The 13,396-nt window shown below is 58.3% G+C and carries 12 protein-coding genes, 4 tRNA genes and 1 other RNA gene; 16 read left to right on the forward strand and 1 reads right to left on the reverse strand.

Going from position 1 to position 13,396, the window contains the following annotated elements; genetic code table 11:
• The first annotated feature begins 14 nt into the window (after positions 1-14).
• Both chbR and chbG read left to right on the forward strand, forming a co-directional pair.
• Positions 15-863, forward strand: coding sequence for a transcriptional regulator ChbR (gene chbR, locus D7I37_RS11175; protein WP_061795044.1), 849 nt, complete (start codon positions 15-17; stop codon positions 861-863).
• Between the two features lie 151 nt (positions 864-1,014).
• Positions 1,015-1,776: a chitin disaccharide deacetylase gene (gene chbG / locus D7I37_RS11180; RefSeq protein ID WP_129543685.1), complete on the forward strand. Its 762-nt coding sequence runs from the start codon at positions 1,015-1,017 to the stop codon at positions 1,774-1,776.
• Positions 1,777-1,782: 6 nt separating this feature from the next.
• Here the strand turns inward: chbG and D7I37_RS11185 are convergent, their stop codons facing one another.
• Positions 1,783-3,168 (reverse strand): MFS transporter, encoded by a 1,386-nt coding sequence (locus D7I37_RS11185; protein ID WP_061795046.1) that lies wholly within the window; start codon positions 3,166-3,168, stop codon positions 1,783-1,785.
• A gap of 245 nt (positions 3,169-3,413) precedes the next feature.
• Between D7I37_RS11185 and pncC the strand changes: the two genes are divergently transcribed.
• The 14 genes from pncC to luxS all read left to right on the forward strand — a co-directional run bounded on the left by pncC (position 3,414) and on the right by luxS (position 13,361).
• Positions 3,414-3,902 (forward strand): nicotinamide-nucleotide amidase, encoded by a 489-nt coding sequence (gene pncC / locus D7I37_RS11190; protein ID WP_095095814.1) that lies wholly within the window; start codon positions 3,414-3,416, stop codon positions 3,900-3,902.
• A 112-nt stretch (positions 3,903-4,014) separates the two neighbouring features.
• On the forward strand, positions 4,015-5,079 hold the full coding sequence (gene recA / locus D7I37_RS11195; RefSeq protein ID WP_061795048.1) for a recombinase RecA: 1,065 nt from the start codon (positions 4,015-4,017) through the stop codon (positions 5,077-5,079).
• A 59-nt stretch (positions 5,080-5,138) separates the two neighbouring features.
• Positions 5,139-5,645: a recombination regulator RecX gene (recX, locus tag D7I37_RS11200; protein WP_061795079.1), complete on the forward strand. Its 507-nt coding sequence runs from the start codon at positions 5,139-5,141 to the stop codon at positions 5,643-5,645.
• Positions 5,646-5,778: 133 nt separating this feature from the next.
• The gene (alaS, locus tag D7I37_RS11205) at positions 5,779-8,406 is read left to right on the forward strand and encodes an alanine--tRNA ligase (protein WP_129543686.1); all 2,628 of its coding nucleotides are present in this window, start codon (positions 5,779-5,781) and stop codon (positions 8,404-8,406) included.
• A 252-nt stretch (positions 8,407-8,658) separates the two neighbouring features.
• Positions 8,659-8,844, forward strand: a complete 186-nt coding sequence (csrA, locus tag D7I37_RS11210) for a carbon storage regulator CsrA (RefSeq protein ID WP_004091602.1) — start codon at positions 8,659-8,661, stop codon at positions 8,842-8,844.
• Between the two features lie 310 nt (positions 8,845-9,154).
• Positions 9,155-9,247: transfer RNA gene (locus tag D7I37_RS11215), tRNA-Ser, on the forward strand.
• A 3-nt stretch (positions 9,248-9,250) separates the two neighbouring features.
• Positions 9,251-9,327 (forward strand) — tRNA-Arg (locus D7I37_RS11220).
• A gap of 61 nt (positions 9,328-9,388) precedes the next feature.
• Positions 9,389-9,465, forward strand: a tRNA-Arg gene (locus D7I37_RS11225).
• A 192-nt stretch (positions 9,466-9,657) separates the two neighbouring features.
• Positions 9,658-9,734, forward strand: a tRNA-Arg gene (locus D7I37_RS11230).
• A 28-nt stretch (positions 9,735-9,762) separates the two neighbouring features.
• Positions 9,763-9,882: non-coding RNA, RtT sRNA (locus D7I37_RS11235), on the forward strand.
• Between the two features lie 160 nt (positions 9,883-10,042).
• Positions 10,043-10,609, forward strand: a complete 567-nt coding sequence (gene yqaB / locus D7I37_RS11240) for a fructose-1-phosphate/6-phosphogluconate phosphatase (protein WP_061795050.1) — start codon at positions 10,043-10,045, stop codon at positions 10,607-10,609.
• Positions 10,606-11,034, forward strand: coding sequence for a YqaA family protein (locus D7I37_RS11245; RefSeq protein ID WP_061795051.1), 429 nt, complete (start codon positions 10,606-10,608; stop codon positions 11,032-11,034). Before yqaB ends, D7I37_RS11245 begins: the two co-directional genes overlap by 4 nt.
• Positions 11,035-11,116: 82 nt before the next feature.
• A complete protein-coding gene (gene gshA, locus D7I37_RS11250) occupies positions 11,117-12,679 on the forward strand; it encodes a glutamate--cysteine ligase (protein ID WP_061795052.1) in 1,563 nt (520 codons plus the stop codon).
• Between the two features lie 166 nt (positions 12,680-12,845).
• Positions 12,846-13,361, forward strand: a complete 516-nt coding sequence (gene luxS / locus D7I37_RS11255; protein ID WP_037424812.1) for an S-ribosylhomocysteine lyase — start codon at positions 12,846-12,848, stop codon at positions 13,359-13,361.
• Positions 13,362-13,396 lie beyond the last annotated feature (35 nt).

The raw sequence follows: 13,396 nt of genomic DNA on the forward strand, positions 1-13,396 counted from the left end.
GGGGAGCGCACGCTGTGTCTGATAACCTGGTTTCGCTGAATGCGAACGACGTGAAGCTGATTCGCGAGCAGGATTTTTTCAACTGCAAAGACTTTCATCTGTTTATCTATAACAAGGTGGAGAGCGCCACTGGGCTGCACCAGCATGATTACTACGAGTTCACCATCGTCCTGAGCGGCAAATGCTACCAGGAGATCAACGGCAAGCGGGTGCTGCTGGAGCGCGGGGACTTCGTCTTCATTCCGATAGGTTCGCATCATCAGAGCTTTTATGAGTTCGGCGCGGCGAAAATCTTCAACGTGGCGGTCAGCAAGGCCTTCTTCGAAGAGCATTATCTGCAGCAGCTGCCGCGTTGCTTCGTCGCGTCGCAGGCCTATAGCCTGAGGAGCGAGTTTTTGGCCTACATCGAGTCGGTGGTCGGCTCGCCGCAGTTTCGCGAGGATGACTTCGCCGAATTTCTGGAAACCCTGACCTTTTATGTCATCAGCCGCATCCGTCACTACAAGGAAGAGTCCGACGAAGGGGAGGCGATCCCCCAGTGGCTGAAAAACACCCTGACGGGCATGCACGATAAAACGATGTTTGGCGAAAAGGCGTTGCTGAATATGGTCGAACTGTCGGGGAAAACGCAGGAATATCTGACTCGCGCGATGCGCCGTTATTACCATAAGACGCCGATGCAGGTGATTAATGAAATCCGCATCAACTTCGCCAAAACGCAGCTTGAGGTCACCAACGCTTCGGTGTCCGACATCGCTTTCGACTCCGGCTACGGCGACGTGAGCCTGTTCATTAAAAACTTTAAACGGCTCACCGACGTGACCCCGGGCAATTACCGAAAAAAGTTCTACGGCCCTATTTAGGGCCGCTCCCGATCAGCATTAACGCCGACACGCCGCACAGCTTCAGGCCGCCCTTCGCCTGATGCAATAAGTCGCTGTGCCTAAACCAAGGGGAATGCCGCGTCTGACGGACGGCATTCCCATGCCGAAAATGGGTTAAACGGGTAGCTAAATGGAAAAATTGCTGATAGTGAATGCCGATGATTTTGGTCTGAGCAAGGGCCAAAACTATGGCGTTATCGAGGCGTTTCACTACGGGGTTGTTTCTTCGACCACCGCGATGGTGAATGGGGAGGGCGCGGAGCATGCGGCGGCGCTCAGCCGGCAATATCCGGCGTTGCCGATCGGCCTGCATTTCGTGTTGACCCACGGCCGCCCGCTGAGCGCCATGGCCTCGCTGGTCAACGAGCGGGGCGAACTGGGCAAATGGCTGTGGGCCAAAGCCGAAGCGGGCCCGCTGGCGTTGGAGGAAATTCGGCTGGAGCTGCAGTGCCAGTTCGAGCGGTTTATCGCGCTGTTCGGCAAACCGCCGACGCATATCGACAGCCACCACCATGCGCACATGCTGCCGCAAATTTATCCGCTGGTGGAGGCGTTTGCCGAGGCCAGGGCGCTTCCTTTGCGCATCGGGCGCGAGGAGGCGCGGCAGCGCGGCATTCCGCTGCGTTATCCGCGCAGCACCGCCGCCTTCGATTCCGGTTTCTATGGCGAAGCCATCTCCGAGGCGCTGTTCCTGCAGGCGCTGGCGCGCGCCGATCAACAGGGCGCGGATTCGGTAGAAATGATGTGCCATCCGGCATTTCTCGACCGCACGATACTGGCGAGCAAGTATTGTTATCCGCGGCTCGCCGAGGTGGACGTACTGACCTCGCCGACGCTGAAACAGGCGATCGCCGAACGCGGTTATCGCCTGGGTTCTTTCCGGGATCTGTGACGCGGCTTACAGCATGGCGTGCGCCTTTTTCAGACCGGTATCGTCATCGGGATCGGCGCCCTGAGGCGGCAATTCGGCGCTTTCCGCTTCTTCAGGCGCCGGGGGTTCTTCCGGATCGGGCGCGGCCTCCGGCGGCGGCATGGTGTCGTGGATGATCTGCTCATCGAAGGTCGGGTTAAGCGCCGGCGACAGCGGCGAACTGGTCAGGCTGTCCGGCAGCGGAATATGCGGCACCGGCGCATCCTGCACAAACTGCGATTCGTCTTCCTTGACCGTGCGGCTGAAGGTCACCAGCAGCACCCCGCACAACGCGAAGAACGCATACAGAATATTGCCGCCCAGCGGCTGGATCAGCGCGCCCACCGCCAGCGGCCCGATGCTGGCGCCGACGCCGAACGCCATCAGCAAACAGGCGGCCAGCGAGACGCGGCGCTCCGGTTCGATCAGGTCGTTGGCCAGCGCCACCACCAGCGGATAGAGCGTGAATTGCAGCATGCTGACGACAAAGCCCACCGCCAGCAACACCGGGAAATCGATATGCGGCACCAGCGCCAGCGGCAGCGCCGCCACGATCAGCAAAATGGCGTTGATGCGCATCAGCAAGGTGCGGTTATAGCGGTCCGACAGCCAGCTGAGCGGGAACTGCGCCACCAGCCCGGCAAAAATCGAAATCGCCATAAACAGGCCGGTCTGCTGGGTGGTCAGCGTTTGCAGGCTGGCGTAAACCGGCGCCAGACCGTAAAACGACCCCACCACCATGCCGATCACCAGCGTGGTGGCCAGCACCTTGGGAATGGCGCCGACAAAGTAGCGCAGCTCCATCGGCGCCGGCGACATGTGGCGGGCGTTGGTGCGGGTGGTGAGGGCGATGGGCACCAGGCACAGGGCGAAGCACAGCGCGATCACCAGCAGGGTGGTGATGCCCAGGTTGCTCTGCAGCATCAGGACTACCTGGCCCAGCGACATGCCGAGGTAGGTGGCCGCCATGTAGAAGCCGAACACCAGGCCGCGCTGGTCGGACTCCGACTGGTCGTTCAGCCAGCTTTCCAGCACCATAAACTGGCACATCATGCACAGGCCGATAATCAGGCGCAGCACCACCCAGACAGGAATATAGTCCGTCAGGCCGTGGCCCAGCACGGCGGCGGTAATGATGCCGGCGCAGGCGACGTAAGCGCGGATATGCCCGACGCGGGCGATCAGGAAATGGCCGACCTTGCCGCCGATCACCAAACCGATGTAGTTGGCGGCGATGATGGCGCCGATCAGAGCGCCGCTGACGTGGATAGAGGTCAGGCGCAGCGAAACGTAGGTGGTGAGCAAGCCGGAACCCAGCAGCAACAGCAGGGTGGTGGTGTACAACGGAAAGAATACGCCTAACGTTTTTTTCACTCTATCATCCTAATCTCGGTCTGATGCGCCTCGAGGCCGCCGCCGCCGGCGCGCAGCCTCCGTGATATTCCCTGTGTTGACGCGCCCCCTCCCTTGCGGAACGCTTTCCCTGATACTAGCAGTTTGGTCAGGCGCTTAAAACCGCATCGCCCGCGAGGCGCCGCGCATTTCTGACGGCGGTTCTTCAGGCCGGCTTGATAAATGCTACTATCGGGCGCATATACCTGATTCGCGAAGGAGGGGTCATGAGTGAAAGCCAACTGCGTCAACTCAGCGTGCTGGCGGGGGAAAAATTGAAGGCCGACGGCCGCTGGATCACCTGCGCGGAATCCTGCACCGGCGGCGGCATCGCCAAGGCCATCACCGACATCGCCGGCAGCTCCGCTTATTTCGATCGCGGTTTCGTCACCTACAGCAATGCGGCCAAGCACGATTTGCTGGGGGTGGCGGAAGCGACGTTGACGGCCCACGGCGCGGTCAGCGAAGCCGTGGTGCGCGAGATGGCGGTGGGGGCGCTGCATGCGGCGAAGGCCGATCTGGCGCTTTCGGTGAGCGGCATTGCCGGCCCGGAAGGCGGCAGCGCGGAAAAGCCGGTGGGCACGGTGTGGTTCGGCTTCGCCGACGGTGCCGGCCGGGTGCTGGCGCGCAAGATGCAGTTTGCCGGCGATCGCGATGCGGTGCGGCTTCAGGCGACGATTTTCGCGCTGCAGACCGCCATTGAGGAATTTTTGTAAAATTAGTCTTGATACTGTATGACCATACAGTATAATTAGTGACATTTCCTGCACAACATACATTCAGTGGCAGTGTGGGGTAACACCGGCATTGCGAAACGAAGGAGCAAAAATGGCTATTGATGAGAACAAGCAAAAGGCGTTAGCTGCGGCACTGGGCCAAATTGAGAAACAGTTCGGCAAAGGCTCCATCATGCGTCTGGGTGAAGACCGTTCCATGGACGTGGAAACGATCTCCACCGGCTCACTGTCACTCGATATCGCACTGGGCGCCGGCGGCCTGCCGATGGGCCGCATCGTCGAGATCTATGGCCCGGAATCCTCCGGTAAAACGACCCTGACCCTGCAGGTTATCGCCGCCGCTCAGCGCGAAGGCAAAACCTGTGCGTTCATCGACGCCGAGCACGCGCTGGATCCTATCTACGCGAAAAAGCTGGGCGTCGACATCGACAACCTGCTGTGTTCCCAGCCGGACACCGGCGAGCAGGCGCTGGAAATTTGCGATGCGCTGACCCGCTCCGGCGCGGTCGACGTCATCATCGTCGACTCCGTAGCGGCGCTGACGCCGAAGGCGGAAATCGAAGGTGAAATCGGCGACTCCCACATGGGCCTGGCGGCGCGTATGATGAGTCAGGCGATGCGCAAGCTGGCCGGCAACCTGAAAAACGCCAATACCCTGCTGATTTTCATCAACCAGATCCGCATGAAGATCGGCGTGATGTTCGGTAACCCGGAAACCACCACCGGCGGTAACGCCCTGAAATTCTATGCTTCCGTTCGCCTGGATATCCGCCGTATCGGCGCTATCAAGGAAGGCGACGAAGTGGTGGGCAGCGAAACCCGCGTTAAAGTGGTGAAAAACAAAATCGCCGCGCCGTTCAAACAGGCCGAATTCCAAATCATGTATGGCGAAGGCATCAACAGCCGCGGTGAACTGGTCGACCTGGGCGTGAAGCACAAGATGATCGAAAAAGCCGGCGCCTGGTACAGCTACAACGGCGAGAAAATCGGGCAGGGCAAGGCGAACGCCTGCAACTTCCTGAAAGAAAACCCGGCCATCGCCGCCGAGCTGGACAAAAAGCTGCGCGATCTGCTGCTGCATAACACCGGCGAACTGGTTGCCGCCGCCGATGAAGACTTCGGTGATGACGAAGCGGAAACCAGCGAGCAGTTTTAATCGCTGACGATGGTGCGCCCCCTGCGTGGGCGCACGCATCCTATAATCAGGTTCGAATGATGAATGACTTGCTAAGCCGCGCCATGCGCCTGCTGTCGCAACGCGATCATAGTGAAGCTGAACTGCGCCGCAAGCTTGCGGCGCAGCCGTTTATGGCGAAAGCCAGATTTGGCGGAAAAACGCCGAATGCCTCCATCCCCGTAGCGGAAGAACCTGTCGACCCCGCCGTTATCGAACAGGTTATCGCTTACTGCTACCAGCATAACTGGCTGGATGACCCGCGCTTTGCCCGCAGCTATATTGGCAGCCGCAGCCGTAAAGGATACGGCGCACAGCGCATCCGCTCCGAACTGATGCAGAAAGGCGTGGACAAAGAACGGGTGCAGGCGGCGTTGGCGGAATGCGATATCGACTGGTGCGAACAGGCGAAACAGGTGGCGCAGCGAAAATTTGGCGACGCGCTGCCGACCGACTGGAAAGAGAAAGCCAAAGTGCAGCGCTATCTGCTCTATCGCGGCTTCTTCCAGGAAGAAATTCAGTCAATTTACCGTGATTTTGCGCAATGAGCGCACACGGGGTTTTACTTCCCTCTGAAGAAAATTTATCTTATCCCCACTTTTTGTTCGTGAGCTAGCCGCCATCGTCAGGATGTCGCGCCGCTGGTTCATGTGTCGTTATTCTAGCCTTTCCGGGAAAATTATGAGCAAGAGCACCGCTGAGATCCGTCAAGCGTTTCTCGATTTCTTTCATAGTAAGGGCCACCAGGTTGTAGCAAGCAGCTCCCTGGTGCCTAACAATGATCCGACATTGCTGTTTACCAATGCCGGCATGAACCAATTTAAAGATGTTTTCCTGGGGCTGGACAAGCGAGCCTATTCCCGAGCCACTACCTCGCAGCGCTGCGTGCGCGCCGGCGGCAAGCATAACGATCTGGAGAACGTCGGTTATACCGCACGTCACCACACCTTCTTCGAAATGCTGGGCAACTTCAGCTTCGGCGACTATTTCAAACACGACGCCATCAGCTATGCGTGGGAGCTGCTGACCGGGGAAAACTGGTTCAACCTGCCGAAAGAGAAGCTGTGGGTCACCGTCTATGAAACCGATGACGAAGCCTTCGACATCTGGCAGAAGCAGATTGGCGTGCCGGCCGAGCGCATTATCCGCATCGGCGACAACAAAGGCGCGGCCTTTGCCTCCGACAACTTCTGGCAGATGGGCGACACCGGCCCATGCGGCCCGTGCACCGAGATTTTCTACGATCACGGCGACCACATCTGGGGCGGCCCTCCGGGCAGCGCGGAAGAAGACGGCGATCGTTACATTGAGATCTGGAACATTGTCTTCATGCAGTTCAACCGTCAGTCCGACGGCACCATGTTGCCGCTGCCGAAGCCTTCGGTAGATACCGGCATGGGCCTGGAGCGTATCGCCGCGGTGCTGCAACACGTGAACTCCAACTATGAAATCGACCTGTTCCGCACGCTGATCGCCGCCGTGGCGAAAGTGACCGGCGCTACCGATCTGGACAACAAATCCCTGCGCGTTATCGCCGACCATATCCGCTCCTGCGCCTTCCTGGTGTCGGACGGCGTGATCCCGTCGAACGAAAACCGCGGCTATGTGCTGCGCCGCATCATTCGGCGCGCTATCCGCCACGGCAACATGCTGGGCGCGAAAGACACCTTCTTCTACAAGCTGGTGGCGCCGTTGATCGAAGTGATGGGCCCGGCGGCCGACGAACTGAAGCGCCAGCAGTCGCTGGTGGAGCAGGTGCTGAAAACCGAAGAAGAGCAGTTTGCCCGTACGCTGGAACGCGGTCTGGCGCTGCTGGACGAAGAGCTGACCAAGCTGCAGGGGGATACCCTGGACGGCGAAACCGCCTTCCGCCTGTACGACACCTTCGGCTTCCCGGTCGATCTGACCGCCGACGTGTGCCGCGAGCGCGGCCTGAAGGTCGACGAAGCCGGCTTCGAGCAGGCGATGGAAGCGCAGCGCCGCCGTGCGCGTGAGTCCAGCGGCTTTGGCGCAGACTACAACAGCATGATCCGCGTGGACGGCAGCAGCCAGTTTAGCGGCTACGATCATGAAGAGCAGCAGGCGACGGTGATCGCGCTGTTCCGCGACGGCCAGCCGGTGGAGCAGATCAACGCCGGCGAAGAGGCGGTGGTGGTGCTGGACGAGACGCCATTCTATGGCGAATCCGGCGGCCAGGTGGGCGATAAGGGCGTGCTGAAAGCCGCCGGCGCTGACTTTGTGGTGAGCGACACCCAGAAATACGGCCAGGCTATCGGCCACCAGGGCAAGCTGTCGCAGGGCTCGCTGAAGGTGAAAGATCGCGTCGATGCGCAGATCGATACCGCGCGCCGCAACCGCATTCGCCTGAACCACTCGGCGACCCACTTGCTGCACGCCGCGCTGCGCCAGACGCTGGGCGACCACGTGGCGCAAAAAGGCTCGCTGGTTAACGACAAGTATCTGCGTTTCGATTTCTCGCACTTCGAGGCGATGAAGCCGGAACAAATTCGCGCGGTAGAAGACCTGGTGAACCGGCAGGTGCGTCGCAACCTGCCGGTGCAAACCGAGGTAATGGCGCTGGATGACGCCAAAGAGAAAGGCGCAATGGCGTTGTTCGGCGAGAAGTACGACGACAACGTGCGCGTGCTGACCATGGGCGATTTTTCCACCGAGCTGTGCGGCGGCACCCATGCCGGCCGCACCGGGGATATCGGCCTGTTCCGCATCTTGACCGAATCCGGTACGGCGGCGGGCATTCGCCGTATCGAAGCGGTGACCGGTGAAGGCGCCATCGCCACGCTGCATCAGCAAAACGATCTGTTACAGGACGTTGCGCAGCTGGTAAAAGGCGACAGCAGCAACCTGACCGACAAAGTGCGCGCGGTGCTGGATCGCACCCGCGTGCTGGAGAAAGAGCTGCAGCAGCTGAAAGATCAACAGGCGGCGCAGGAAAGCGCGTCCTTGTCCAGCCAGGCTAAAGTGGTTAACGGCGTGAAGCTGTTGGTCAGCCAGCTGGATAACGTTGAGGCGAAAATGCTGCGCACCATGGTAGATGACCTGAAAAATCAGCTGGGTTCGGCCATTATCGTGCTGGCGACCACCGCTGATGATAAGGTTAGCCTGATTGCCGGCGTGACCAAGGATCTGACTGACCGGGTGAAAGCCGGTGAGCTGATCGGCAGCGTAGCGCAGCAGGTGGGCGGCAAGGGCGGTGGGCGCCCTGATATGGCGCAGGCGGGGGGAACGGATGTCAGCGCCCTGCCAGCGGCGTTGAACAGCGTAGAAGCCTGGGTGGCCTCGAAGCTGTGAATATAAATAAATAGCACGCGTAAACGCCATAACTCTTTGTTGATTATGGCGTTTTCATACTGTGCTAACACAATGTAGTTACAATTGCGGGAACAAAGTTTTTCAGGTCGGCTAAACTTATCATTATCTGAGGTGAGACCAAGTCTGCTTACACTTATTGTGGCTTACACGGCTTACGTTTTCACAACATATGATGGATAATGACGGGGAAACTGAGAGACCCGACTCTTTTAATCTTTCAAGGAGCAAAGAATGTTAATTCTGACTCGTCGAGTTGGTGAAACCCTCATGATTGGCGATGAGGTCACGGTCACAGTGCTAGGGGTGAAAGGCAACCAGGTGCGTATTGGTGTGAATGCCCCCAAAGAGGTGTCGGTGCACCGCGAAGAAATCTATCAACGCATTCAGGCAGAGAAGTCTCAACAGACGACTTACTGATTTCGAAGCAGCGTCTCGTTGCTTGGCGAGACGCTACTGCGCTTTTTTGCGCCCATCCCGCCGCTTTCCCGCTTTTCTTCCCATTATTTTTTCCCCTTTGTTTTGCGCTTTGCTTGCGGTACCCCTGCGGTTGCCTGTTGATAAAACACCCTTTTTGCCGTGAAATCGCTCATGTTGGGTGTGAATTGTGCAAACACGCATGAGTTGGGAAAAATTGTTTGACTTACAAGTCGGAGAAAGTAATATGTGCGCCACGCAGTGCCGATGAGCTTATCTAAAGCGAGTTAGGCACAATTCGAAAGAAGCGTATGGTGAGGTGGCCGAGAGGCTGAAGGCGCTCCCCTGCTAAGGGAGTATGCGGTCAAAAGCTGCATCCGGGGTTCGAATCCCCGCCTCACCGCCATTTGCATCCATAGCTCAGCTGGATAGAGTACTCGGCTACGAACCGAGCGGTCGGAGGTTCGAATCCTCCTGGATGCACCATATTTTGCAGTATGGTGGGGTAGCAACAACGTACCATACGGTATCAAAAAAGAATTCCTGTGCATCCATAGCTCAGCTGGATAGAGTACTCGGCTACGAACCGAGCGGTCGGAGGTTCGAATCCTCCTGGATGCACCATTCTTAAAACGCGTTTATCAGCAAGTTTCGGCTTACAGATAAATGCGAGCTGAAAGATAGCTCAAAGGAGGACAACGTTGCTTCGGCAACGGCCCGAAGGGCGAAGCGGTTACGCTGAGTAATCCTCCTGGATGCACCATTCTTTCAAGTGATGTTTCATGGAATGAAACTGTTCGCTGTAACAAATAGACTGCATCCATAGCTCAGCTGGATAGAGTACTCGGCTACGAACCGAGCGGTCGGAGGTTCGAATCCTCCTGGATGCACCATCTAAGAAAAACCCGCTTCGGCGGGTTTTTCGCTTTTCCGACCGCGAGGAGAGCGGTAGGAGGTTCGAGCCGAGCGTAGCGAGACAACGTTGCGTCAGCAACGGCCCGCAGGGAGAGGCGCAGCCGAATCATCCTCCTGGATGCACCATCTAAGAAAAACCCGCTTCGGCGGGTTTTTCGCTTTTCGGTTCCCGCCACCGCCTATTCTTCCCCCGCGAAGCGCAGCACATTCCGCCATTACGCAGTCAGCGACAACCCTGCGGCTTTACGCTAAAGTAGTTTTCTTTCCTCACGATCATGGAGTAACGATGTACGACCGCTATCAGGGTCTTATTTTCGACATGGACGGCACCATCCTGGACACCGAACCCACGCACCGCAAAGCGTGGCATGAGGTGCTGTCTCGTTACGGTATGACGTTTGATGAGGCGGCGATGGTGGCGCTGAGCGGCTCCCCAACCTGGCGCATCGCTCAGGCGATTATCGCCAGCCATGAGGCCGATCTCGATCCCCATCACCTGGCCGCAGAAAAAACGCGCGCGGTGGAGGCGATGCTGCTGGACAGCGTGCGTCCATTGCCGTTGATCGAGGTGGTCAAAGCCTATCACGGCCGCCGCCCAATGGCGGTCGGCACCGGCAGCGAGCACCGCATGGCGGAAACGCTGCTGCGCCATCTGGGCCTGCTTCACTGTTTCGATGCGATCGTCGGCGCCGACGACGTTCAGCGCCATAAGCCTGAACCTGACACCTTCCTGCGCTGCGCTGAATTGATCGGCGTGCCGCCGGAAAAATGCGTGGTGTTTGAAGACGCCGACTTCGGCATTCAGGCGGCGAAAAGCGCCAATATGGCCGTGGTAGACGTTCGTACGCTGTGAGTAGTACGCTAGCCGTACTGTCGTTATTCGGCAGCAGCTTCCTCAGTGCGACGCTGCTGCCGGGAAATTCAGAAGTTGTTTTGGTCGCTTTGCTGGCCAACAGCCGCGTCTCACCGGAAGTGTTGGTGCTGGCCGCGACGTTGGGCAACACTCTCGGCGGATTGACCAATGTCATTATCGGGCGCCTGTTACCGGCGTTGAAACCGCAGCGGGGGCTGGAAACGGCGCTCGGGTGGCTGCAACGCTTTGGCCCGGCTGCGCTGTTGCTCAGCTGGGTACCGGTAGTGGGCGATTTGTTGTGCGTGTTGGCAGGTTGGTTGCGCATGCCATGGGGCTCTGTCGCGCTGTTTCTGTGTATCGGAAAGGCGCTGCGTTACATCGTTTTGGCTATGATAACGGTACAGGGTATCGCCTGGTGGCATTAACCAAGTGAATATAACTCAATATTCTCTCGGGTGCGGATTCAGTATGCTTACGAGTTATTGTTTTTAGAAGCGGGAGGTCAATTTGATCCCGGACGTATCACAGGCGCTTTCTTGGTTGGAAGCCCACCCCCAGGCATTAAAAGGCATCCGTCGCGGCATCGAGCGCGAAACGCTGCGAGTGACCCCAGACGGCACGCTGGCGACAACCGGACATCCGGAAAAATTGGGGGCGGCATTAACGCACCATTGGATCACCACAGACTTTGCCGAAGCGCTGTTAGAGTTCATTACGCCGGTTGACGACAACCTCGATCACCTGCTGACGTTCCTGCGCGATATCCACCGTTATGTGGCGCGCAATTTGGGTGATGAGCGCATGTGGCCGCTCAGCATGCCGTGTTTTATCGAGGCCGAGCAGGACATCGAGCTGGCACAGTTCGGCGCGTCGAATATCGGCCGCATGAAAACGCTGTATCGCGAAGGCTTGAAGAACCGCTATGGCGCGCTGATGCAGACCATTTCCGGCGTGCATTACAACTTCTCGCTGCCGCTGGAATTCTGGCAGGCGTGGGCGGGCGTGAAAGACGCTGAGAGCGGCAAAGAACAGATCTCCGCGGGCTATTTCCGCCTGATCCGCAACTATTACCGCTTTGGCTGGGTGATCCCCTATCTGTTCGGCGCTTCGCCGGCGATCTGTTCTTCGTTCCTGAAAGGGCGCGAGACCGATTTGCCGTTCGAACGCACCGAGCAGGGCATGTGTTACCTGCCGTACGCCACCTCGCTGCGCCTGAGCGATCTCGGCTATACCAACAAGTCGCAGAGCAACCTGGGCATCACCTTCAACGATCTGCACAGCTATGTGGCGGGTCTGAAGCGGGCGATAGTGACGCCTTCCGAAGAGTTCGCCAGGCTGGGCGTGAAGGATGGCGATCGTTACCTGCAGCTGAACAGCAACGTGCTGCAGATTGAAAACGAGCTGTATGCGCCGATCCGGCCGAAGCGCGTGACCGAAAGCGGCGAGACGCCGTCAGATGCGCTGCTGCGCGGCGGCATCGAGTATATCGAAGTTCGCTCGCTGGACATCAACCCATTCTCGCCAATCGGCGTGGATGCGGTGCAGGCGCGCTTCCTGGACCTGTTCCTGGTGTGGTGCGTGTTGGCGGATGCGCCGGAGATGAACAGCGATGAACTGCTGTGCACGCGGAAAAACTGGAATCGGGTGATCCTGGAAGGACGCAAACCGGGCCAGACCATCGGCATCGGCTGCGACGACAGCCGCGAGCCGCTGGAGAAAGTGGGCAAGGCGCTGTTTGACGACCTGCGCCGCGTGGCGGAAGTGTTGGATGGCGAGGCGGGCAACCGTCAATACCAGCAGGTTTGCGATGAGCTGGTCGCCGCGTTTGACGATCCGGAGCTGACCTTCTCGGCGCGCATTCTGCGGGCAATGAAGGAAGAGGGCACCGGCAGAGTCGGCCTGGCGTTGGCGGAGCAGTATCGCAAGATGCTGATCGAAGAGCCGCTGGAAATTCTGGATGAAGCCGCGTTGGCCAAGGAGCAGGAAGCCTCATGGCAGCGCCAGCGCAACATAGAAGCGGCGGATACGCTAAGCTTTGAAGAGTTCCTGAAACAAAACGGCGGGAGCTGAATAAAGAAAAGGCCACATCAATGTGGCCAAATATGCATCTCTGATGACAGGGATGATGATAACAAATGCGCGTCTTTCACATACTCAGACTCGCTGGGTTGGAAAAGGTTTCCTGGTTAGATAAAAAAGTTTCGAAATAAATACCCTTTTACGAGGAGGTAACGAAATGCCACTGCTGGATAGCTTTACCGTAGACCATACCCGCATGGCAGCCCCGGCTGTCCGCGTCGCGAAAACCATGAAAACTCCTCATGGCGATACCATCACCGTGTTCGATCTGCGCTTCTGCCGGCCGAACCTGGAAGTGATGCCTGAGCGCGGCATTCATACGCTGGAACACCTGTTTGCCGGCTTTATGCGTGACCACCTGAATGGTCAGGGCGTTGAGATTATCGATATCTCCCCGATGGGCTGCCGCACCGGCTTCTATATGAGCCTGATCGGCGTGCCGGAAGAGCAGCGCGTGGCCGATGCCTGGAAAGCGGCGATGGGCGACGTATTGAAGGTGACCGACCAGCGCAAAATTCCTGAGCTGAATGAATTCCAGTGCGGCACTTACCATATGCACTCGCTGGAAGAGGCGCAGGAAATCGCCAAGCACATCCTCGATCACGACGTGGTGGTGAACCACAACGAAGAGCTGGCGCTGCCGAAAGAAAAACTGCAGGAACTGCACATCTAGTCCGGCGCCGTAACGCAGCGATAAAAAAAGACGCG

This window comes from Serratia sp. 1D1416 (assembly GCF_003641105.1).
Classification (GTDB): Bacteria; Pseudomonadota; Gammaproteobacteria; order Enterobacterales; family Enterobacteriaceae; genus Serratia; species Serratia ficaria.

Excerpts from the sequence above, each read along its gene's own strand:
- alaS (WP_129543686.1), top strand. The coding sequence starts at position 5,779 with ATGAGCAAGAGCACCGCTGAGATCCGTCAAGCGTTTCTCGATTTCTTT.
- chbG (WP_129543685.1), top strand. The coding sequence starts at position 1,015 with ATGGAAAAATTGCTGATAGTGAATGCCGATGATTTTGGTCTGAGCAAG.
- luxS (WP_037424812.1), top strand. The coding sequence starts at position 12,846 with ATGCCACTGCTGGATAGCTTTACCGTAGACCATACCCGCATGGCAGCC.
- pncC (WP_095095814.1), top strand. The coding sequence starts at position 3,414 with ATGAGTGAAAGCCAACTGCGTCAACTCAGCGTGCTGGCGGGGGAAAAA.
- csrA (WP_004091602.1), top strand. The coding sequence starts at position 8,659 with ATGTTAATTCTGACTCGTCGAGTTGGTGAAACCCTCATGATTGGCGAT.
- yqaB (WP_061795050.1), top strand. The coding sequence starts at position 10,043 with ATGTACGACCGCTATCAGGGTCTTATTTTCGACATGGACGGCACCATC.
- recX (WP_061795079.1), top strand. The coding sequence starts at position 5,139 with ATGAATGACTTGCTAAGCCGCGCCATGCGCCTGCTGTCGCAACGCGAT.
- recA (WP_061795048.1), top strand. The coding sequence starts at position 4,015 with ATGGCTATTGATGAGAACAAGCAAAAGGCGTTAGCTGCGGCACTGGGC.